General features: G+C 60.2%; 22 protein-coding genes. 9 read left to right on the top strand and 13 right to left on the bottom strand.

Annotated elements, in window-relative coordinates; genetic code table 11:
• Position 1: 1 nt before the first annotated feature.
• Positions 2-205 (bottom strand): hypothetical protein, encoded by a 204-nt coding sequence (locus FHT73_RS01205; protein ID WP_112604720.1) that lies wholly within the window; start codon positions 203-205, stop codon positions 2-4.
• A gap of 102 nt (positions 206-307) precedes the next feature.
• On the opposite strand from FHT73_RS01205, the gene FHT73_RS01200 reads away from it, so the two are divergent.
• On the top strand, positions 308-1,204 hold the full coding sequence (locus FHT73_RS01200; protein WP_112604717.1) for a LysR substrate-binding domain-containing protein: 897 nt from the start codon (positions 308-310) through the stop codon (positions 1,202-1,204).
• Between the two features lie 3 nt (positions 1,205-1,207).
• Here the strand turns inward: FHT73_RS01200 and FHT73_RS01195 are convergent, their stop codons facing one another.
• Complete coding sequence (locus FHT73_RS01195) at positions 1,208-1,543, bottom strand: hypothetical protein (RefSeq protein WP_015340716.1); 336 nt, start codon at positions 1,541-1,543, stop codon at positions 1,208-1,210.
• 216 nt (positions 1,544-1,759) lie between these two features.
• On the opposite strand from FHT73_RS01195, the gene puuD reads away from it, so the two are divergent.
• The 3 genes from puuD to FHT73_RS01180 are packed head-to-tail and all read left to right on the top strand — an operon-like array spanning position 1,760 to position 5,489.
• Positions 1,760-2,998, top strand: a complete 1,239-nt coding sequence (puuD, locus tag FHT73_RS01190; RefSeq protein WP_183709365.1) for a urate hydroxylase PuuD — start codon at positions 1,760-1,762, stop codon at positions 2,996-2,998.
• Positions 2,995-4,302: a guanine deaminase gene (gene guaD / locus FHT73_RS01185; protein ID WP_183709363.1), complete on the top strand. Its 1,308-nt coding sequence runs from the start codon at positions 2,995-2,997 to the stop codon at positions 4,300-4,302. The genes puuD and guaD overlap by 4 nt, the downstream gene beginning before the upstream one ends.
• 47 nt (positions 4,303-4,349) lie before the next feature.
• Positions 4,350-5,489 carry an alpha-hydroxy acid oxidase gene (locus FHT73_RS01180; RefSeq protein WP_183709361.1) on the top strand — a complete coding sequence of 380 codons (1,140 nt, stop codon included), beginning with the start codon at positions 4,350-4,352 and terminating at the stop codon, positions 5,487-5,489.
• Here the strand turns inward: FHT73_RS01180 and FHT73_RS01175 are convergent.
• The 8 genes from FHT73_RS01175 to FHT73_RS01140 form a co-directional block, all read right to left on the bottom strand.
• Entirely contained in the window at positions 5,486-6,226 is a 741-nt protein-coding gene (locus FHT73_RS01175; RefSeq protein WP_183709360.1) for a metallophosphoesterase family protein, read from the bottom strand. The two genes, FHT73_RS01180 and FHT73_RS01175, sit on opposite strands and share 4 nt — an antisense overlap.
• A gap of 3 nt (positions 6,227-6,229) precedes the next feature.
• Positions 6,230-6,586: a hydroxyisourate hydrolase gene (uraH, locus tag FHT73_RS01170; protein WP_183709359.1), complete on the bottom strand. Its 357-nt coding sequence runs from the start codon at positions 6,584-6,586 to the stop codon at positions 6,230-6,232.
• Complete coding sequence (locus FHT73_RS01165; protein WP_183709357.1) at positions 6,583-7,083, bottom strand: ureidoglycolate lyase; 501 nt, start codon at positions 7,081-7,083, stop codon at positions 6,583-6,585. Before FHT73_RS01165 ends, uraH begins: the two co-directional genes overlap by 4 nt.
• 7 nt (positions 7,084-7,090) lie before the next feature.
• A complete protein-coding gene (locus tag FHT73_RS01160) occupies positions 7,091-7,453 on the bottom strand; it encodes a HepT-like ribonuclease domain-containing protein (protein WP_183709355.1) in 363 nt (120 codons plus the stop codon).
• A 229-nt stretch (positions 7,454-7,682) separates the two neighbouring features.
• Positions 7,683-8,180 (bottom strand): 2-oxo-4-hydroxy-4-carboxy-5-ureidoimidazoline decarboxylase, encoded by a 498-nt coding sequence (gene uraD / locus FHT73_RS01155; RefSeq protein WP_183709353.1) that lies wholly within the window; start codon positions 8,178-8,180, stop codon positions 7,683-7,685.
• Position 8,181: 1 nt separating this feature from the next.
• Complete coding sequence (gene puuE, locus FHT73_RS01150; protein ID WP_183709352.1) at positions 8,182-9,105, bottom strand: allantoinase PuuE; 924 nt, start codon at positions 9,103-9,105, stop codon at positions 8,182-8,184.
• Positions 9,106-9,222: 117 nt separating this feature from the next.
• Positions 9,223-9,930, bottom strand: coding sequence for a DUF1045 domain-containing protein (locus tag FHT73_RS01145; protein ID WP_112334229.1), 708 nt, complete (start codon positions 9,928-9,930; stop codon positions 9,223-9,225).
• Between the two features lie 103 nt (positions 9,931-10,033).
• Complete coding sequence (locus FHT73_RS01140; protein ID WP_183709350.1) at positions 10,034-11,218, bottom strand: FAD-binding oxidoreductase; 1,185 nt, start codon at positions 11,216-11,218, stop codon at positions 10,034-10,036.
• Here FHT73_RS01140 and mnmD point away from each other — a divergent pair.
• Complete coding sequence (gene mnmD, locus FHT73_RS01135; protein ID WP_183709348.1) at positions 11,217-11,951, top strand: tRNA (5-methylaminomethyl-2-thiouridine)(34)-methyltransferase MnmD; 735 nt, start codon at positions 11,217-11,219, stop codon at positions 11,949-11,951. The genes FHT73_RS01140 and mnmD overlap by 2 nt on opposite strands.
• A gap of 39 nt (positions 11,952-11,990) precedes the next feature.
• On the opposite strand, the gene FHT73_RS01130 is transcribed toward mnmD, so the two are convergent.
• Positions 11,991-12,920 carry an AraC family transcriptional regulator gene (locus FHT73_RS01130; RefSeq protein WP_183710117.1) on the bottom strand — a complete coding sequence of 310 codons (930 nt, stop codon included), beginning with the start codon at positions 12,918-12,920 and terminating at the stop codon, positions 11,991-11,993.
• 82 nt (positions 12,921-13,002) lie between these two features.
• On the opposite strand from FHT73_RS01130, the gene FHT73_RS01125 reads away from it, so the two are divergent.
• On the top strand, positions 13,003-13,830 hold the full coding sequence (locus tag FHT73_RS01125; RefSeq protein ID WP_183709346.1) for an oxidoreductase: 828 nt from the start codon (positions 13,003-13,005) through the stop codon (positions 13,828-13,830).
• A 68-nt stretch (positions 13,831-13,898) separates the two neighbouring features.
• Here FHT73_RS01125 and FHT73_RS01120 read toward each other — a convergent pair whose 3' ends face one another.
• Positions 13,899-16,712, bottom strand: coding sequence for a response regulator (locus FHT73_RS01120; protein WP_183709344.1), 2,814 nt, complete (start codon positions 16,710-16,712; stop codon positions 13,899-13,901).
• Between the two features lie 217 nt (positions 16,713-16,929).
• On the opposite strand from FHT73_RS01120, the gene FHT73_RS01115 reads away from it, so the two are divergent.
• From FHT73_RS01115 to FHT73_RS01105, 3 genes are all read left to right on the top strand, one after another.
• On the top strand, positions 16,930-18,516 hold the full coding sequence (locus FHT73_RS01115; protein WP_112604676.1) for a trimethylamine methyltransferase family protein: 1,587 nt from the start codon (positions 16,930-16,932) through the stop codon (positions 18,514-18,516).
• A 146-nt stretch (positions 18,517-18,662) separates the two neighbouring features.
• Positions 18,663-18,977, top strand: a complete 315-nt coding sequence (locus FHT73_RS01110; RefSeq protein ID WP_015340735.1) for a hypothetical protein — start codon at positions 18,663-18,665, stop codon at positions 18,975-18,977.
• 375 nt (positions 18,978-19,352) lie between these two features.
• On the top strand, positions 19,353-20,999 hold the full coding sequence (locus tag FHT73_RS01105) for a DEAD/DEAH box helicase (protein ID WP_183709342.1): 1,647 nt from the start codon (positions 19,353-19,355) through the stop codon (positions 20,997-20,999).
• 50 nt (positions 21,000-21,049) lie between these two features.
• Here the strand turns inward: FHT73_RS01105 and FHT73_RS01100 are convergent, their stop codons facing one another.
• On the bottom strand, positions 21,050-21,943 hold the full coding sequence (locus tag FHT73_RS01100; RefSeq protein WP_183709340.1) for a DMT family transporter: 894 nt from the start codon (positions 21,941-21,943) through the stop codon (positions 21,050-21,052).
• Positions 21,944-22,302: the final 359 nt, after the last annotated feature.

The following is a 22,302-nucleotide window of genomic DNA, read 5'->3' as shown; positions in this document are numbered from 1 at the left end:
CCTACAACAGTCGGCAGTCTTCATAACGCGGCTCCCGCCCATCAAGAAATCCAAGGTCCCGCTTCAGGCGGTCCGACATCTCATCAAGATCGAGATGCGGCGACGGCTCCGCGTGGCTGACAAAGGCCTGCGTCACCGATTCCAGAAGACGAGCCAGAATGCTTGGCCTTGCGGTTTCCACCTGTTCCACGACATAGCAATCCATGACGATACCTCAGTTAGATCAATGATATGAATTGCAGTCTGGCGCGAAAAATGCTGAAATTCCAATCGAACTATCGTCTGCATACATAAAGAGAACTTATCCATGAAATTGTCCATGCGCTTTCCGCTGAATGCGCTCCGCGTCTTTGAGGCCGCCGCCCGGCACGGCAGTTTCACGCGGGCCGGCGAAGAGCTTGGCATGACACAGACGGCGGTCAGCTATCAGATCAAGCTGCTGGAAGAGACTTTGGGCGAGCCGCTATTCCTGCGCCGCCCGCGGCAGATTCTGTTGACCAAGGCCGGAGAACAGCTTGCACCGAAAGTGTCGGAAGCCTTTGCCATGGTGCAGGAGGCCATGACTTCGATCAGAGGCGAAGTCGAAACGACGCTATGCATCCATTCGACCCCCACCTTCGCCTCGCAATGGCTGGCCCGTCATCTCGGTTCGTTTCAGCTGAAGCATCCCAATATCGCTGTCCGGCTGGATACCTCGGGCTCGATCATAGACTTCGCCCGGGAGTCCGCCGACATCGCCATCCGCCACGGGCGTGGCGAATGGCCGGGACTACGTGCGCACCTGCTGATGAAGGTTTATTTTACGCCGATGCTAAGCCCGGCGCTTGCGGAGACGATCGGCGGCATACACGAACCGGCAGACCTTCTGAAGCTCCGCATCATCGACGCAGGCGACCCATGGTGGGCTCAATGGTTTCAGGAAGCCGGTGTTCCAGACCCTGGCCTTCAGGGCCGGCCGCGCAGCAGGCTCGGCGCCCAGTCCTTCGAGGCGAGCGCGGCATTGGCCGGTCAGGGCGTCGCCATCCTGACCCCGGAATTCTATGCGGATGATCTCGCTTCTGGCCGGCTGATCCAACCCTTTGATATTCTTTCGTCCGACAATACGGACTACTGGATCGCCTATCCGGAAAACAGGCGTCATACGCCGCGAATCCGCGCCTTCAGGGATTGGCTCCTCTGCGAATTCGGCATGCCGCTGGAATAGCGCTCAGTAATCCATGTCAGGCGCATAAAAGCAACGCGGGGTGTTCTCGTCCGGAAACAGACAGAGATGATAGGCTCCGTCCGGGGAGCGCATCGTCTTACCCTGCGGCAGATTGAAGATATGCGCGTGCGTTACATAGCGATGGTCGCCAGGATTGAGCGTCACTCGATAGCCGCCGGGCACGATGGTGACGGTGCGCGACGGAATCATCTCGCAATCGCCCGTCTTGCTGTCGCCATTGCAGCAATAAGGGTCGTAGGACCAGCCGGAGGGCGCCTCGTGCGCCAGAGCAAAGGCTGCGGAGAGAAGAAAAAATACGAACGCCAGAATACCACGCATGGGCAATTCTCCGTCGAAAAAATAGACGGCCGCCGCGGACACGGCCCGCTCCAAGCAGCCAATGGCATTCTATTAAATAACTGCCATAATCTGATCTAATGCGCCCCGGACACTAGACAAGACCGCTGCTTTTTACCGGCACATCAAACACCCCTCTTCCATCCGCTCTCAACATTCTGCAAGGTATCGAGTCGGAGGAAGAAAAAGGGGAACTGAATGTACGAATACGCCATAGCGTGGGAATGGCTGGCCTTTGCCGCCCGCTGGTTCCACGTCATAACCGCCATTGCCTGGATCGGTTCGTCCTTCTACTTCATCGCGCTCGATCTCGGACTGGTGAAGCGCCCGCATCTTCCGCCCGGCGCCTATGGCGAGGAATGGCAGGTTCACGGCGGCGGTTTCTATCACATCCAGAAATATCTCGTGGCTCCCGCACAGATGCCGGAGCACCTGACCTGGTTCAAATATGAGAGCTATTTTACCTGGCTATCCGGCTTCCTGATGCTGTGCATCGTCTATTACGGCGGCGCCAACCTCTTCCTCATCGATCGCCACGTGCTCGATGTCAGCGTTCCCGTCGCGATCCTGATTTCGCTGGCGTCGCTCGCCATCGGCTGGATCATCTACGACCTGCTGTGTAAGTCGCCGCTCGGCAACAACACCTGGGGGCTGATGATCGTGCTTTATGCCATCCTGGTCTTCATGGCCTGGGGCTATACGCATCTCTTCACAGGCCGCGCCGCCTTCCTGCATCTCGGTGCTTTTACCGCGACGATCATGTCTGCCAACGTCTTCATGATCATCATCCCCAACCAGAAGATCGTCGTCGCCGACCTCATCGCCGGCCGCACGCCGGACCCGAAATATGGCCGCATCGCTAAGCAGCGCTCACTCCATAACAACTACCTGACGCTGCCCGTCATCTTCTTCATGTTGTCGAACCACTATCCGCTGGCCTTCGGCACGCAGTTCAACTGGATAATCGCAGCGCTGGTGTTCCTGATGGGCGTCACCATCCGTCACTGGTTCAACACCACGCATGCGCGCAAAGGCCGCCCGACCTGGACCTGGATCGTCACGATAGTCCTTTTCATCGTCATCATGTGGCTCTCGACCGTTCCGAGGGTGCTGACTGGCGAGAAGGAAGCGAACGCAGTCGCTCCCGCCTTCCAGCAATTCGCCTCCGACGCCCATTTCCCAGCGGTCAAGCAGATGGTCTCGACGCGCTGTTCCATGTGCCATGCGGCCGAACCCGTCTATGAGGGGATTGTCCGCCCGCCGAAGGGCGTAACGCTGGAAAATGACGCGGAAATCGCTATGCATGCCCGGGAGATCTATATCCAGGCCGGCCGCAGCCATGCCATGCCGCCCGGCAACGTCACCGACGTCACGCCGGAGGAACGCAAGCTGCTGGTCGCCTGGTTCGAAAGCTCCATCGGAGAAAAGAGCCAATGACCACCCTTCTGCGCGGCCGCCTGCTTTCCTTCAAGCGCCTGCCGCAAAGCCTTGATGATGCCGACAGCTATACTTATGAAAGTGATGGCGGCCTGCTGATCGAAAACGGCCTGATCGTCGCGACGGGCCGCTATGCCGAAATCAAGGCGCAGGCGCCGGAAGGTGCAACCGAAATCGACCATCGGCCGCATCTGATCCTGCCGGGGTTCATCGACATGCACCTGCATTTCCCGCAGATGCAGGTAATCGCCTCCTACGCCGCCAACCTTCTGGAATGGCTGAACACCTATACATTCCCCGAGGAATGCCGCTTCGTGGAAAGTGCGCATGCGGAGCGTATCGCCACGCATTTCTATGACGAGATGATCCGCCACGGCACAACGACGGCCGTCGCCTACTGCTCTGTGCACAAGACCTCCGCCGACGCCTATTTTGCCGAAGCCATGCGCCGCAACATGCGCATGGTGGGCGGCAAGGTGATGATGGATCGCCATGCCCCGCAGGGCCTGCTCGATACGCCCGAAATGGGCTATGACGAGACCCGCCAGGTGATCGCTGACTGGCACGGCAAGGGCCGCAACCATGTCGCCATCACCCCACGCTTCGCTATCACCTCCACGCCGGCGCAGATGGAGGCAACGGCCGCGCTCGCCCGCGAATTCCCGGATCTGCATATCCAGACACATCTTTCCGAGAACCACGACGAGATCAAGTTTACCTGCGAGCTTTATCCGGACGCGATCGACTACACCGATATCTACGCGCATTACGGTCTACTTGGACCGAAGAGCCTGTTCGGCCATGCGATCCATCTTTCCGAGCGCGAAGCCGACGCGATGAGCGAAGCCGGTGCCGTCGCCGTGCATTGCCCGACCTCAAACCTCTTCCTCGGCTCCGGCCTCTTCCCGCTGAAGGCGCTGGCTCGCCGCGAGAAACCCGTTCGCATCGGTGTCGCCACCGATATCGGCGGCGGCTCCAGCTATTCCATGCTGCGCACCATGGACGAGGCCTACAAGATCCAGCAGCTGCTCGGCGAGCGGCTGAACCCGTTGGAGAGCTTTTATTACATGACCCGTGGGAATGCCGAGTCTCTCTCCCTCGTCGATAAGATCGGCACGCTCGACTCCGGAACCGAAGCCGATCTCATCGTCCTCAACGCAGCCGCAACCCCGGCCATGGCGCTGAAGATGGAGGTGACGAAAAGCCTCACCGAAGAACTGTTCCTGTTGCAGACCATGGGTGACGACCGCGCCGTCGTCGAGACCTATGTCGCCGGACAGCCGATGAAATCGACCCTGCAATGAGGCAATCCGAACCCACCTCCGTATAACTATTCAGAAGGCAAAGAGCCATGACCGCGCCGCTGACCATCGCCGAACTGAAGACGCTCGCGCAGCGGCGCGTGCCGAAAATGTTCTTCCAATATGCCGATTCCGGTTCGTGGACGGAGTCGACTTATGAGGCGAACGAGGCGGATTTCGCCAAGATCAAGCTGCGCCAGCGCGTCCTCGTCGACATTTCCGACCGGTCGCTGGCGACCACGATGGTCGGCCAAAAGGCCTCGATGCCGGTGGCGCTGGCGCCGACAGGGATGACCGGCATGCAGCACGCCGATGGCGAGATTCTGGCCGCGCGCGCGGCCGAGGAATTCGGCATACCCTTCACACTGTCGACCATGAGCATCTGCTCGATCGAGGACATCGCCTCGGTGACGAAGCAGCCCTTCTGGTTCCAGCTCTACGTGATGAAGGATCGCGATTTCGTCCTCGACCTTATCCATCGTGCCAAGGCGGCGAAATGCTCGGCGCTGGTGCTGACTGCCGACCTGCAGATCCTCGGCCAGCGCCACAACGATATCCGTAATGGATTGTCGGCTCCACCGAAAATGACGGCGAAAAACCTTTGGCAGATGGCGATGCGACCGGGTTGGTGCATGGGCATGCTGAAGACGAAGCGCCGCTCCTTCGGCAATATCATCGGCCATGCCAAGGATATTTCCGATATGACGACGCTGTCGCACTGGACGCATTCGCAGTTCGACCCCAAGCTTTCCTGGAGCGATGTCGCCTGGATCAAGGAGCAATGGGGTGGCCCGCTGATCATCAAGGGCATTCTCGATGTCGAGGATGCAAAAGCGGCCGTCGATACCGGCGCCGACGCCATCATCGTCTCCAATCACGGCGGTCGGCAGCTCGATGGCGCCCATTCCTCCATCAGTATGCTGCCGCGGATCGTCGATGCCGTCGGCGACAGGATCGAGGTCCATATGGATGGCGGCGTACGCTCAGGTCAGGACGTGCTCAAGGCCGTAGCACTCGGCGCCAAGGGCACCTTCATCGGCCGCCCCTTCCTCTATGGCCTCGGCGCCATGGGCAAGGACGGGGTGACGCTCGCACTCGAGATCATCCGCAAGGAGCTGGATATTTCCATGGCCCTCTGCGGCAAGCGGGACATCAAGGCCGTGGATCGGTCGATTCTAGCTGATTTCTAACGCAGCCAGCCCGTCGCAAGACCGCTCGCCCACTCCTCGCGGCCGTTCTGCGCCGCGAGCTTCGCCATCGCCAAGTGATCATAGACGACCTGGCGGAAGACCGGCAGCCAATGATCACCAGTCTTTTCCAGAATGGCGTAAGAAGCAAAGGGATGGCCGGCTTCCACCTTATGAAAATAGGGTAGATCATCGTCATAGGCCGGGCAGCCGACACTGCCGGGATTGACGATCAAGCGCCCATCGGAAAGCCTGACGGCACGCGGAATATGGGTATGCCCGCACAGGATGAGCGGAAGATCGATGCCGGCAGCCAGCGCCTCGATCTCTTCCAGAGGCTTCAGATAGACCTGACCGTCCGTAGAGACGGATTCGAGCCAATAGACATTGTCATCAGCCGGTGTCGCGTGGCAGAGATAAGCCTCATCCAGATAAACTGTGCTGACCGGCAAGGCGCGCAGCCATTCAAGGTGACGTTCCGTCAATTCAGAATGCGCTGCCCGATCTGAAACATGCATCGCCTCCGGCGCCAGTTCGATCAGATAGCGGTCGTGATTGCCGCGCACCGTCGGCGCATTCAATTCCAGCAGCATGTCCGCCGTCTTGCCCGCGGTAAGCGGGCCGCTGAAGCAATCGCCCAGATTGACGATATTGGTGATGCCCTGTCTGCGGATATCCGCAAGCACCGCCTCGAGCGCTAAATGATTGCCGTGGATGTCCGCAATAGCTGCAAAGCGCATGTCTCAGCTCCCGCGATAGGTGGAATAGCCGTAGGGCGAGATCAGCAGCGGCACATGATAATGCGCCGTCGTATCGGCGATGCCGAAGCGGATCGGCACGAGATCAAGGAAAGCCGGCTCCGGCAACTTGGTGCCGCTGGCACGCAGATAGTCCCCGGCCCGAAACAGCAGCTCGTAAGTGCCTGCAACGAAGCTGTCGCCGATGAGAATTGGACCACCATCCACGCGACCGTCCGAGTTGGTCGTAACCGTCTTCAAATGCCTGCGGGCATCGCCGTCGATCCTGAAGAGATCTATCACCAAGCCTTCGGCCGGCTTGCCGAGAGCGGTATCGAGCACATGGGTGGTCAGTCCGGTCATAGCGTCGGTGCTCCGATGATGAAGGGCGTGTCGAAGAAGTACTCTTCCAAATTGTTTCCAGGCCCATCGCGATCCACGATAAGGAAATCGCTTGGCTCGTCGAGTGCCATCAGCGGATAATGCCAGGCATTGACCCGGTAATTCACGCCCTGGTCGCCGCGCGCCAGGAAAACCTTCGGCCTGCCGGGCTTGCCGCCCTCATCCTCTGCGACGACGACGAGGAACGGACGGCCGTTCAGCGGCACGAAACATTGGCTGCCGAACGGATGGCGCTCCATCATGTCGATCGAGAAGGGAAAAGCCCGCGGCTGGCCGTGAAAGAGGTTCAGGATAACCCGCGCTCCCTCTCCGATAGCCTCGGCGCTGGACAAAGCATGGAAACGCTCTGTCGTGCCGCCATTAATGTACCGCATGGTTGCTGGATCGGCCTCGATGACATCGCCGAACGGCGCGAATGCGGCCTTTGTCAAAGGATTGATATCGAGATGCTGTGTCATTGAATGATTATTCGCCCTCCGCTCGCCAGTGGCGAATGGAGTCCAGTTGCAGGAGCAACTCCGGAAGAGATTTGTGAGCGATATCCCACAGGGCCGCCAACTCGATGTCGACATACCCTTGCGCAATCCGATTCCGGAAGTCCTGCATCACATGCCAAGGCAGCTCCGGATGGTCAACAACAAACTCCGGATAGTCCTCGGCAATGCGTGTGGCAGCCTCGCCGACCAGCAGAAGATTCATGCCGACGGCGCGCTGTTTCTCGACATTCTTGGAGAATGTCACTTGATTGATTTCCCTAAGGAAATGGCCGGTTTCGGATGCAGCCTCCTGCATGCGTTCGAGGTAGGTAATCAGTCGATCCAGGCTCATGCTGGCTTTCCTCCGCCAGCAATACCCGATTCCGGTGCGATGACGCGCCTCTTGGCGTCACCAATCATCCATCCGCTTCTATCTCTGTCCAATGCGTTCCGTGGCCCCATGGCTTAGTATCCTGCCAAGCGGATACTAAGCCATGAGTAGATCGAAAAATAGCGCATACCTCAATGGGAAAACCCGCGCTGGGCCAGACGCAGGAAGGACGCAGCCCTGAGGCTATACGTCAGGCTTCAGGCAGCATGGATTGCAGACGCAGCAAGGCGATCTTTTCGACCTGAGCTGCTGCGGTCGCAAACTCCGCATCCCTGCTATTATCTACACGCGTCTCGAAGGCGGCAAGAATATCGTCCTTGCCGAGCCCCTTGACCGCGATGATGAACGGAAAGCCGAATTTCGTCACATAGGCAGCATTGAGTTCGGTAAACCGGGCGTGTTCCTCGGGGGTCAGCCGGTCGAGCCCGGCTCCGGCCTGCTCCTTGCGGCTATCCTCGGTCAGCTGGCCGGCAATCGCCAGCCGGCCGGCGAGATCGGGGTGTGCCCGCAGCACGCCAAGTCGCTCCGCCTCGCTGGCGGCACGGAAGGCCCGAATCAGCGCAGCGTGCACGCCGCCGGAGGTCAGCGGCTCGACTATGGCGCCGGCATCATAGGCGCGCTCGGCAACGAAAGGCGAATGTTCGAAGACACCGCCGAAGCGGCCGACAAAATCGTCCCGCGAGATCATATCAGCGCGCGCCCCCGGGAAGGTGATTCTCATACCAGTGGTTGGCGATCTCGATCCGCTTCGGGATCCAGACCTTGTCGTGCTTCTGCACATATTCGATGAATCGGCGCAGGGCCGCGGCGCGACCGGGGCGGCCGACGAGACGGCAATGCAGGCCGATAGACATCATCTTTGGGCTACCATGCTTGCCCTCTTCATAGAGCGTGTCGAAGGCATCCTTGAGATAGGTGAAGAACTGGTCACCGGAATTGAAGCCCTGCGGCGTCGCAAAGCGCATATCGTTGGTCTCAAGCGTATAGGGGATGATCAGGAACGGCTTGCCGTTCAGACCATCGACCCAGAAGGGCAGATCGTCGGCATAAGAATCGGAGGAGTAGAGGAAACCGCCCTCCTCCATGACGAGCCGCAGCGTATTGTCGGACGGCTTGCCCTGGTACATGCCGTAGGGCCGCTCGCCGGTGAGTTCGGTATGCAGCCGTACGGCTTCGAGAATGTGCTTGCGCTCCAGATCCTCGGAGAAATCCTTGTATTCCAGCCAGCGATAGCCGTGGCTGGCGATTTCCCAGCCGGCTTCCTTCATCGCGGCAACCGCTTCCGGATTGCGCGCCATGGCCAGCGTCACGCCATAGACCGTCGCCTGAACCTTGAGTTCGGTGAACATGCGCCACAGCCGCCAGAAGCCGGCACGCGAGCCATATTCGTAGATCGATTCCATATTGAGATTGCGCTGGTTCGGCCAGGAGGCCGCGCCAACGATCTCGGACAGCAGGTTTTCCGACCCAGGATCACCGTCGAGAATGCAGCTTTCCCCGCCCTCCTCATAATTGATCACAAACTGCACCGCGATGCGGGCATCGCCAGGCCATTTCGGATCCGGCGTGTGGCGGCCGTAGCCGATAAGATTACGGGGATAGATTTCCGACATTGAAGCACCTTCTCTGATCGCGGAACGGTAGCATCCACGCCGCGAAAGTCGAGACGGAAAGTGGGAAAATCACTTTCGCTTCAAAGCGGGGTATTGGCGTGAACGCCATCCGCTAATCTAGGCGATCTTGCGGGCGCTGACCTTTCCCATAGGATGCAGCGAGTGTACTCGGAAGGGACCACCGGCGCCTTCTTCCATCATGAGCGCGATGTTGGAAACGGGGATGGGCGCAGCCAAGGCAGGCTCGAAGAAATCGCGCAGCGCACGCTCGATGCGCGCCATGTCGGCGGGGCTTACCGTACCCGTCAGCATCATCTGAAAGCGGAACTCGTCCATGACGTGCGGATGCCCCCAGCGATGCAGATTGGCAAATTGCGTCGCCGACAGGCCATCCGGATCGATGCGCTCTATTTCGGCTTCGCTTAAGGGAGCCCTGTATTGATCGAAGGTCTGCACCAGCGATGCCGCCAGGAAATGCATCTGCTGGCTTGGAGCGGAGGGAACGAGGCCCAGCGCGCCGCCGAGCCGCGCGACCTCAAGCCTCGGGATTTCGAAGGGCGCGACCGTGCCGGAGAACCGCATCAGATCGCGCAGCAGCCCCGCCTCGGACATATCCTCGGCCAACCGGAACGGCGCCTTTAAAATTCCCATGAAGCCGTAGCGGCGCGGAACCGCGGTGTAGAAGGCGATCTCATGGATACCAAGCCCACGGACCGCCGGCGGATCGACCATCTCGCCGGAATAGACGTTGCGGCCGAGCCAATTCGCCGCCACAAGCGTCAGCGGATCGCTCGCAGACGGTGTGAAGCAAATGGCATACCGCATAAAATTCCTCCAGGGCGTAACGTCAGGCAGACCGAACCGGCACCGATGGCCAAGGAGATAGGTGATTTGCGTGACAGATTGACGACCCGAAAGAGGCTTGCATTCACGTTTTATGTGATATGACTGAAATATGACTCGCTAAAGTGAAACTCGGCGGCAAGTTGAAGCAACCGGGTGCGCCCACCGCCTCACCCACCGCCGCCTCCGCGAGCCTATGCGCCAGCCCAAAGCTCACCTTGAAGCCACCAGTCAGGGCAATCAGCGAGGGATGATCGGGATGCGCACCCACCATCGGATCACGATCCACAGCCTTCGGACGCAAGCCCGCCCAACGCTCGACGACGTCCGCGCCAGCCAGCACCGGCGCCATGATGCGCGCCGCATTGAGCAAGTTATCGAGCTGCCCGTCCGTCGATAAGGGATCGTCAAATCGGTTCTCGCTCGTGCTGCCGACCGCGACCAATCCATTCTCATGCGGAACGATGTAGAGGCCATCGCGGAAGATAACAGGCATGTCGCCGTCGACATCGGCCTTCAGCATCGCCGCTTGCCCTTTGACCGGTTGGCCGAGCGAGGCTTTGCGTCCCTCCGTTAATTCATCAAGGATCGGAAACGAGCGAAAGCCGGCAGAAAGGATGCAACGGCCGAAGCGAATGTCGCCATCGCTTGAACGCACAATGCCGCGCTCCGGATCGATATTCTCGACGGTAACGCCCTCGCAAAGCCGAACATGTCGCGCCGCTGCGAGAAACCTCCGCAGGACCTCCAGAAACGCGCGCGGCGCGACGCGCGCCGCCAGCGTATCGTGGACAAATCCGCTTTCGGCAAGGGACGGCTCGACCCAGCCTTCGACGGGCGCCGCATCCAGCACATGCCAGTGAAACTGCCGATCCCCATGCCGCCAATGCGTTTCCGCATCATGGGAATGGCCAAGCGCGATCTGCCTAAGATGCGGCTTCGGCAGCGGAATCAACCGGCCGGCGCGGCAATAGCCAGCCGAAAGACCGGTCTCCGCTTCCAGGATCGAGATCTCTTCCTCGAGTGCGACAAGCGCATCGAACTGAAACTGCTTCTTGTCCGACCATTTATCCGGCATGTGCGGCATCAGCGCGCCAAGCAGGCCACCGCTCGCCCCCTGCCCGAGACGGCCAGCTTCGACGAGCAGCACTTGGATACCAAGACGCTCGGCATGAACGGCCGCCCACAGGCCCATGATCCCGCCACCGACAATCAACAGATCGACGGACGATTGACCAGCAACTCTTGGAGGATTATCGGCTCTTTCCATGACAAATCCAGTTTCCGATCGGACCAAGGCGTCCGAAACGTCTGCAGCAAGCGCGGAGCTCGAATGGCGCGACGGCGATATGCCCTATTCGACCGCATTTGGCGACCATTTTTATTGCCAGACCGACGGCCGGTTGGAATGCGGCCATGTCTTCCTGGCCGGCAATGGCCTTCCCGACCGCTGGCAGGGACGGCAGGATTTTCTCATCGGTGAACTCGGTTTCGGCACCGGCCTGAATTTCTGCGAAACCTGGCGCCAGTGGCAGCAGAAGGCTGCCCCCGGTTCGAACCTGCACTTCATGTCCTTCGAACTCTATCCGATGCGGGCCGAGGAAATCGACCGTGCCTTGTCGCACTGGCCCCAGATTGATAGGGAGCGCCAGGCGCTTGCCGCCGCGTGGCCGGACAAGCCGCAGGGTGTCGTGTCCCTGAGGCTCGATGCGCATACATGCCTCAGCGTCGTCTGCGGTCCGGCTCTCGAAGGTGTCAGCCGCGCCGAACAGGGCTTTGACGCCTGGTATCTCGACGGTTTCGCACCCTCCCGCAATGCCGACATGTGGTCGCCGGAACTGATGCAGACGCTTCACGATAAGACGGTTCCGAACGGCACTTTCGCCACCTATGCGGCGGCTGGCTTCGTGCGACGAAACCTGCAGGCGGCAGGATTTGTGGTGGAACGACGCCAAGGCTTCGCCGGCAAGCGCGAAATGCTCTGCGGCATCAAGCCGGCCTGAGGCCGATGTACAGGCCAGGCGGCAACCATCTCGTGAGATTCAGATGAGCTCGCCAAGATGCTGGCGAACCCACTTGGCCTCTTCCGAGGCCGTCCGCCGGAAATGCCGTTTGAAGTCTCGGCTGAACTGAGCAGGACTGGCATAGCCGACCGATGCCGCCACCTCCGCAATCGTTCCGTCGTGGCGCGCGATCATCAACCGCGCCTCGTGGAGCCGCATTGCCTTCAGATATTGCATCGGACTGCTGCCCGTCAGGGCTTTGAAATGGACGTGGTAGGAGGGAACGCTCATCCCCGCCTCACGCGCCAGCGCGGCAACCGAAATCTCGGAATTGTAGGCTTCGCGCAATCGGGCCAGACTTCGCACGATCTTCCCGGAAATGCCCTGTTGCTGAAGAGCTGAGATCATCGCTCCGCCTTGCGGGCCGACCAGAACCCGGTAGTGCAGCTCACGCAGGATGCCTGTTCCCAGAACCGCAAGCTCAACAGGATCGCTGAGCGCCCGCAGCAAACGCAGCAAGACATCCTCGATCATCGGCTCCATTCTGCTCGATATCAGGCTTCTCACTTTGCCGGTCGCTGCTCCGGACTGTCTCGCCCCCACGTCCGAGGCGATCTCCGCAGCGAGAAGCATGTGGAACTCGAGATAAACGGCAAGCAAAGGGCGTTCGACGCTGGCTGACGATTCCATCCGGAACGGAACGGGCACCGACACGGCCAGATAATGCTCCTCATCGTAGAGATAGACCTCGCCTTCAAGCATGCCCTGCTTTCGGCCCTGCAGGACGAAGACCGCGCCAGGTTTGTAGAGCACGGGAACATCATGAAGGATCGCTTCGGTCCTGAGAATGCGGACACTGGCAAGTGCCGTTGGGTTGTATCCCTGGCCGGGAGCAAGACGGCCTGCCAGCTCTACCAACTCCCGGCGCTTTGAACCCTCATCGCTCGGTTTCATAGGATTTGGCAAGATACCCATAGGTTTTGCAATCGCAGGCGATGATTTCGAAGACTATCTGTCATAGGCATCAAGCAATCAAGACGAGATTTCGACCATGTCACAGAAGACATTTTTCATCACCGGAGCGAATTCGGGCTTCGGCTTCGCAATTGCAGCCGCCGCGATCCGGAATGGCCACAAGGTTATCGGCACCATCCGCTCGGAACAGTCGCGGGCAGCCCTGACAGAACGCTTGCCGGCAGTGCGGCCCATCCTGTGCGATGTGACGGAGTTCGACCGCATAGCGGATGTCGTTCGGCAGGCGGAGGAAGATCATGGATTGGTCGACGTGCTAATCAACAATGCCGGCTACGGCCACGAGGGAATTCTTGAAGAGTCGCCCCTTGAGGAGATGCGCCGCCAGTTCGACGTGAACGTCTTCGGCGCCGTTGCGGTCGCCAAGGCCTTCCTGCCGCGCTTCCGCGAAAGGCGCAGCGGCTTCATCGTCAACGTCACCTCTATGGGCGGCATGATCACCATGCCCGGCATCGCCTATTATTGCGGAAGCAAGTTCGCCCTTCAGGGCATCTCGGAGGTCATGCGAGCGGAGATGGCACCATTCGGCGTTCGGGTGACCGCCCTTTGCCCCGGCTCCTTCCGGACCGACTGGGCCGGGCGCTCGATGGTCCGGACCGAGCGATCAATCGCGGACTATGATGCGCTGTTCGATCCGATTCGGCAGGCGCGGCAATCCAAAAGCGGTAAGCAGCTCGGCGATCCCGACAAGCTTGCGGCTGCCGTTCTGGACTTGATCGAGTCCGACACGCCCCCACCGCAACTCCTGCTGGGCAGCGATGCTCTTGGACTTGTGACTGATAGGATCGAGCGCCTCAAGCAGGAGATCGAAGCCTGGAAGGCCGTTACCGTTTGCACCGATGGCTGATGGCTGCGACAGTTGCGATTGCACAAAGGCCGCATTCAGCCATGCGCTCAAGTCTAAAGATCGGAACCCTAGTTCTTGGACCGATCCTCCCGGAAAACGACATTACCGAGATATTGCTGGATCTTCGTCTCAAGGAGTTCGGGGCTGATTGGCTTGGATATGCAATCGTCCATGCCCGACTGCATGCACATCATGCGATCGACATCCAGGGCCTGCGCGGTCACCCCGACGATGGGAACATGCCATCCCTGCCCGGCCTGCGTCTCGAGCTGCCGGATCGTACGGGTCGCCTGATGACCATTCATGACCGGCATGGATACATCCATGAGGATCAGCGACGGCCGGAGCTGGCGCCATGCGTCCACGGCCGCCTGGCCATTCTCCACGACGAGAAACCGCAGGCCGGTCGCCTGCAGGATCTGCGTGAAGACGATCTGGTTCACCTCATTGTCCTCGGCGACGAGAACGTCGATGGTATTGCCTGACTTGGCCGACGTCATCCGATCGGTGGCCTCGATCGCGGCTGCGGCTTCCGTCTCTATCGGTAGCCGACGTTCAACGGGGCCTAATCGCTCTCCAAGTTTCTTCCGCCGCGACGCGCGCACGACATCGATGATCGTGCCGCGCAGCACATTGGCCCTCACAGGCTTCATAAGATGCGCCTGGCCGTTGACGGCGGCGAATTCCCTATCGCTACCGGCGACGCCCATCGACGTCAGGAACACGATCGGCAGAGCGCAAAAACGCGGATCGGCGCGCAATGCGTTCGCGATCTGATAGCCATTCATGCCGGGCATGCTGTAGTCGACGATAATCGCATCGACCGACACGCCCATATCGAAGGCAGCTTCCAGAATGGCGAGCGCGATCCTGCCATCCTCGGCGACATGCCCGTCGAAACCCCATTGCAGCAACTGTTCGCTCAAGATGCGCCGATGGATCGCGTCGTCTTCCACGATCAGGACGCGGGCATCCCTGACATTGGCCGGCAGCTCCGCGACTTTGCCGCGCGCGGCAACCAACGGCATCGGCAGATGGACGGTGAAAACCGACCCCTTGCCCCATTCGCTCTCCACCGACAGCGAACCGCCGAACAGATCGACGAGACCGGCCGTGATGGCGAGACCAAGACCCGAGCCTTCAAGCCGCCGCGCAAAAGACGAATCCGCCAATGAAAATTTGTCGAAGATCGTATCGAGCTTTTCTTCCGGTATGCCGATCCCGGTATCTTCGACACGCAGCATGAGCAATATGTTGTCGTCCGATGAGGGCTGGCTATCCAGCTCGACCAGCACATGACCGCGCTCTGTGAACTTGATCGCATTGCCGACGAGATTGGTCACGATCTGCCGAAAACGACCGGCATCGCCGAGTATCGCCGCCGGCACACCGGGAGCGATGCGCACCATCAGCTCGATATTTTTCTCCGATGCGGCCGCAGCCAACAGGGTCGCGATATCTTCGACAGCCTCGGCGGGATCGAATGCCATCTTGCGCAGATGCATTTCGCCGGTATCGATGCGGGAAAAATCGAGAATGTCGTTGATGATGGTCAGCAGCGCATTGCCCGACTTGACGATGATATCGACGAAGGTCTTCTGCCTCGCATCGAGATCAGTCTTGCCAAGCAGTTCCGCCATGCCGAGAACGCCATTCATAGGCGTGCGGATTTCATGGCTCATATGCGTCAGGAATTCGGATTTCGCCCGGTCCGCGGCATTGCTGCGCGCCAGGAGCAGCTGCAAATCCGCCTCGCGTTCCTTCATCTCGGTGACATCGGTCAGCGCCACGGTCCAGCGGCGATGCTCGCCGAGGGCGGCGTCCAGTTGCATCCAGCGGTCGCCTTTGATCTGGAATACACAGGAGATCGGCTTGCCGGCAGCAATGCTCTCCCCCCAGGACGCCCGCAAAGCCTCGGCATCCTCACCGAAGTCCCCGCGTTGCGCGCAATAATCGAAGGCCGCAGACCAGTTTTTACCGACCTCGAGGAGATCGGCTGGCAGCTTCAACATATCCTTCAGCCGGTCGTTGGCCAGCATGATCGTACCGTCCTGAACGATCAGTAGGCCTTGGGACATGGCCTGCATGGCATCCGCCATCAGCTCGCCGAGGCGTTCCAGCGCCAGCCGGGCTTCGGTGATCTCACGGAATTGCTGCTTGACGGCGGAGATGTCCGTATAAGACATCAGCGTCCGCCCATTGGCGATGCGGCGCGCATCGATGATGACGGATTTGCCGTCGGTAAAATTCACTTCCGTTTGCAGATGCTCGCCAGCCTTGCGCAGTGCCGCCAGGCGCGCTTGATAAATGTCGTCGATGCTACGGCCGTCGGAATCGAAACGCGCCAGCTCATAGTGTTTTGCGATGAGATCCCGATAGGGGCGGCCTTCGAAGCGCTCGTCCTTCGAGAATTCGAAAATGTCATAGAAGGCGTCATTCACGTATTCGACGACGTAGCCGCTGTCATGGATCAGAACACCGATCGGCATCGAGCGAAGAATATTGTCGAGATCCTGATGCAGTCTCCTCGCGGGCGCTTCCAGAAACACACCGAAAATATAGACGCGGTCTTCCGAAGGAGAAAAACTCTCGATCTGAATGCGCGATCGCTCACGGCCGGATGCGTCGAAGCACAGTGCCATCTCTTCCGAACCGAAGACCAGTGCCCGGCGCTCCCTATCTTCCCTGTCGGCGCTCTCCCCGGCATCGAGGAGATCGTGACTGCGATTGCCGATGAAATCAGAGATATCGTGCCCGAAGAACCGCGCATAGGCATCGTTGACGGCGACGTAACGAAGCTCGCTGTTCTTGATGTAGGCGGGCCTGTCCAGACTGGCGATCCGGCGGCACGCTATGTCGAGCAGTTCACCGTCCAAGGTCAAACGGAGCCTCTCTTTTCACCGCGCATGATAGTTCATGGAACGACGCTCTAGCATAATTGGCTTTAACAAGGCGTTAACCATGTTTAAACCATCGCACCGACGTCGCGTTCAGACCATGCACTGTCCTATAACGGTCATGCCTTGGTCGCAAACGACGGCGGCATACCGGGGGAAACTCTGCCAAGAATCCGTCAGCGGATCATTGGGAGCGAGCGCCATGAGCGACGAAGAAAGCCTGACCTTGAACGAAGCGCAGATCGCAACGGCAACGGGCGAACGGCGGCGGCGGGCTGGAGGACGCGGGGCCGAGCGCAGCCGCAAACCGAGCGGCACGAAATACCTCAACCTCGTCAACAATCTCGCTCGCACGGAGCTGCTGTCGCCCGAAGCGCTCGACGATATCCACGAGGCGTCGCTGACCATTCTCGAAGAGATCGGCATGGATATCATTCTGCCGGAAGCGCGCGAGCGCATGAAGGCTGCCGGCGCGGACGTTACGCCCGGCAGGGAACGCGTTCGTTTCGACCGCAACATGATCATGGAGCTGATCGCTTCGATCCCCTCGAACTTCACGCTGCATGCCCGCAACCCAATGAGAAACGTAGAGATCGGCGGCCGCAATCTCGTCTTCGCGCAGGTTGCCTCCGCCCCCTTCGTCGCCGACCGCGACGGCGGCAGGAGAGCCGGCAATCAGGAGGATTTCCGCAAGCTCATCAAGCTCGCACAGTCCTTCGATATCATCCATATGACCGGCGGCTATCCGGTCGAACCCATCGATATCCATGCCTCGGTGCGCCATCTCGATTGCCTTTCCGACATCGTGAAGCTCACCGACAAGGCCTTTCACTGCTATTCGCTCGGCCAGCAGCGCAATCTCGACGCGATCGAGATCGCCCGCATCGGCCGCGGCATCAGCATGGAACAGATGGAGCGCGAACCCTCGCTCTTTACCATCATCAACTCCTCCTCGCCGCTGCGTCTCGACGGCCCGATGCTGCAGGGGATCATCGAAATGTCCTCGCGCGGCCAGGTGGTCGTGGTGACGCCGTTCACGCTGGCGGGCGCCATGGCGCCAGTGACCATCGCCGGTGCGCTGGTGCAGCAGAATGCCGAGGCGCTCTGCGGCCTCGCCTTCACCCAGATGGTGCGCAAGGGCGCGCCGGTCATGTATGGCGGCTTCACCTCGAACGTCGACATGAAGACGGGCGCACCCGCCTTCGGCACGCCGGAATATATGAAGGCGGTCATCGCGGGCGGCCAGCTCGCCCGCCGCTACGGCATCCCCTACCGCACTTCGAACACCAACGCCTCGAACACGCTCGATGCGCAGGCCGCCTACGAATCAGCGCTGTCATTGTGGGCATTGACCCAGGGCGGCGGCAATTTCGTGCTGCATGCGGCCGGCTGGAGCGAGGGCGGGCTGACCGCCTCCTTCGAGAAATTCATCCTCGATGTCGACATGCTGCAGATGGTCGCGGAATTCCTGAAGCCGCTCGATGTCAGTGCCGACGCCCTGGCACTGGATGCCGTGCGCGATGTCGGCCCCGGCGGCCACTATTTCGGCACGGCGCACACGCTTGCCCGCTACGAAACCGCCTTCTATTCTCCGATCCTGTCGGACTGGCGAAACAACGAGACGTGGACGGAAGCCGGGAGCCCTACGACTTACGATCACGCCAACCGCGTCTATAAGGAAACGCTCGAGCGTTATGAACGGCCCCCGCTCGATCCCGCAATCGAGGAGGAACTCGATGCCTTTGTCGCTAAGCGCAAGGCAGAGGGCGGCGTTCCCACAGATTTCTGATTGAAAACAAAGGCTTTACGCCTCAAATCATGGACGAAATTTAATGTCGCGAACCTCTTTTTGGCCGCGACTTCGCCCCCTTTCCTGCACAACGTCAAACTCGGCTTAGGCTAGGAGCCAGCCTGTGTTTTGGGAAAGGGATGTCAATGTCTGTGCTTCGCACATTAACGACGGCCGGTTTGATCGCGCTGACGCTTGGCAGCGCCGCCACCGCAACCGCCACTTCCGCCAACGCGTCCGGCCGCGGCGCCTTCTTCGGTGGTCTTGCCGCCGGTGTTGTGGGCGGCGCCTTGATAGCCGGGGCTGCGCGACCCGCCTACCCCGCATATTATCCAGCATATCCGGCCTACTACGACGGCCCGGTTTACGAGCGCGTCTATGTACGCCCCTATCCCAGCTGCTACTGGGCATGGCGTCACGATGGCTGGGGCCGTCCTTATCGCGTCGAGGTTTGCCGCTAGGATCAGCAATCTCTGCATTGAGCGCATCGCCCTTATCGGATCTCGGATGCCGCCGGATTTCGGCGGCATTTTTGTACGCCTGATGAAAAGCTTTCGCTTACACCTCTTGACATTCCTCGCATTTAAGACCAAATGCGCCTCAGCTTTCACCTTCCGGCCGCCGCGTGAGCGTGCCCTGCGGGACAATCTGTACGCAAGAGAAGGACAAAAGCGCTTTTATGAATGAGGCCGCGCCAAGCGCTGCGGCCGATGCGCTGGGAAAGCTATTTCCAACTTACAAGTTCCCACTTCACGCGGGGTTCTTGACGCCAGAGACAGACCGGACCGCATGGTGCGATCCGGCCTTTTTGCTTTGGCGCCCCGAAAGGTATTGAATTGACCGATTTTCACTCGCTTGGTCTCTCCAAGCAGATCGTCGATACACTGTCGCAGAACAACTTTGCGACGCCAACGCCCATCCAGGCTCAGGCCATCCCGCTCGTTCTCCAGGGCCGTGATCTCATCGGCCTCGCCCAGACCGGCACCGGCAAGACGGCCGCTTTCGGCCTCCCGATCATCGAGATGCTGCTGAAGGAAGCCAAGCGTCCCGACAACCGCACCGTCCGCACACTGATCCTCGCTCCGACCCGCGAACTGGTAAACCAGATCGCTGACAACCTCCGTCTCTTCATGCGCAAGACGCAGCTGCGGATCAACCTCGTGGTCGGCGGCGCGTCGATCAACAAACAGCAGCTTCAACTCGAGCGCGGCACTGATATTCTGGTCGCAACGCCCGGCCGCCTCCTCGATCTCATCAACCGCCGCGCCCTCTCGCTCGGCCATGTCACCCACCTCGTCCTCGACGAAGCCGACCAGATGCTCGATCTCGGCTTCATCCACGACCTGCGCAAGATCGCCAAGATGGTTCCGGCCAAGCGCCAAACCCTGCTGTTTTCGGCCACCATGCCGAAGGCGATCGCTGACCTCGCATCCGACTACCTGACCAATCCGGTCAAGGTCGAAGTCTCCCCTCCGGGCAAGGCGGCCGACAAGGTGGAGCAATATGTCCACTTCGTTGCCGGCCAGAACCACAAGACCGAAATCCTCAAGGAAACGATCTCGGCCAATCCGGATGGCCGCGCCATCGTCTTCCTGCGCACCAAGCATGGCGCCGAGAAGCTGATGAAGCACCTCGATCACGTCGGCTTCGCCGCTGCCTCCATTCACGGCAACAAGAGCCAGGGCCAGCGCGAGCGCGCGCTCAAGGGCTTCCGTGATGGTGACGTCCGCGTTCTCGTCGCAACCGACGTCGCCGCCCGCGGCATCGACATTCCCGGCGTTTCCCATGTCTACAACTTCGATCTGCCCGAAGTGCCCGACGCCTACGTTCACCGCATCGGCCGTACCGCCCGTGCTGGTCGCGACGGCATCGCCATCGCCTTCTGCGCGCCCGATGAAATCCGCCTGCTGCGCGACATCGAGCGCCTGATGGGCATCGAAATCGCCGTTGCCAGTGGCGAAGCGCCCGCCGATCGCGGTCGCCCCGTTCGCGGTAAGGGTCGCGGTAGCCAAGGTCAGAGTCAGGGCCAAGGCCGTGGCGCAGGCCAGGGTCGCGCCGAAGGTCGCCCGGCTCGTCCCGCCCGCCGTCCGTTCTTCGACAAGGAAAACGGCGAGGCTCGTGCTGAGGCTGGCGATCGCCAGGATCGCCGCCCGCGCAACGATCGCCCGCAGCGAGAAAACAATCGCAATGCCGATTTCCGTGGCCAGCGTCGCAACGAACCGACGCCGCGTCCGGAACCCGACAACGACCTCGCCTCGACCTCGGACTTCCGTCCCGCTCGCAAGCAGCACAACGGCCAGTCCAACGGCAACGGTGCCGCGCATGAGGGCGGAGCACATCGCGGCCAGCGCCATTCCCATGGCCGTCCCGCAGGCCGCCACAACGAAGAGCGCGGCGCCCAGGGCGAGCAGCGCAATGGCGGCAACGGCCGCATGAAGCGTCGTGGCCCAGGCAATGGCGGCCAGCGCCGCGAACGTGCTTGACAAAGTTCAAGGGGGCCTACCGGCCCCCTTTTTTTCGGAATGATGCAGATCTATTCCGGCACGATTTCCACCTGACGCCGGTTGGTGAGGTAAACACCGATCACCACAATCACCGTGCCAACGATAATCGGCAGTGTCAGTGGCTCGCCGAAGGCGATTGCCGCCTCGATGGCGACAGCGGGCGGCATCAGGTAGATCAGCGATGCGGCGCGCGACACCTGCCCGCGGCGGATGAGATAGAGAAGCAGACCGACGGCGCCCATGGACAGGCCGAAGACCGACCAGAGCAGCGACAGGATCGCCGTCTGTGTGCCGTCGAAGCGCAGGCCTTCGAAAATGAAGGCGAGCGGCACGGTGACGATCAGCGCGCCGACATATTGCAAGGTCGCGATGGTTCTGAGGTCGCCGGTCTGCAGGTGCCGCTTCTGGTAGAGCGTACCGTAAGTCACAGAAACCATAGCCAACAGATTGACGACGAGTGGCACCGCCGATTGCCAGAGATTGGCCGTGTCCGTCGCTAGAAGTTTCGGCGAGATCGCGATGGCAATGCCGAGGAAGCCGAGCAGCAGTCCGACCTTCTGGATCGGCCCCAGCCGCTCACCGACGAGAAGCGGTGCGGCCATGGCGGTCATCAGCGGCTGCAGCGCCGCAATGACGCCGGCGATGCCGGCCGGCACGCCCTCGGCAATCGCCCACCAAAGGCCCGCCAGATAGATGCCATGCAGAAAAATCCCAGAATAGATGGCGCGAAACACGCTCGTCCAGTCACGCGGCCACCGGGCGCCGACAATCGAACAAAGCAGCACGAAGGCAAGCGCCGACAGGCTGTAGCGGATCATCAGGAAGGTGAAGGGGCCTGCATGCTGCGAGGCATATTTTGCGATGATCCAGCCGGTGGACCAGAGAAGGACAAAAATCGCCGGCGCAAGTTTATCGAGGGACATGAAAATCGGACCGATATATTTGGCGCTTCGGAGCCGGAATCCTGGTCGAACTCAGGGTGTCGCGCGGAGGGGTTGAAGGCTGATAGCCGAAGGCGGTTGAGCGGTCAAAATCGATCTGCTGAACACAGCAATCAATTTTTCTTCACGTCCGGCGAGCTACCGCCCTGGCTTCAGAAGCCTCAGCCACTACCCAGGCGCTCAGTCCGCAAAAGAAGCAGATGCTTAAATTTTGATCCGAACATTGCGACAAGAGCCGGCAGGCAACAGCGCCATTACTCTTAAATGCCTGTAAATCCGGCATTTTTCGATATTCAGAAATTCGCGATGGCAACTGCGCATAGTTCTTGCATTGTAAAAAC

The sequence above is a fragment of the Rhizobium sp. BK098 genome, assembly GCF_014193155.1.
Classification (GTDB): domain Bacteria; phylum Pseudomonadota; class Alphaproteobacteria; order Rhizobiales; family Rhizobiaceae; genus Rhizobium.
The sequence above is the reverse complement of the archived record's forward strand: the minus strand, read 5'-3'. Positions and strand labels throughout refer to the sequence as shown.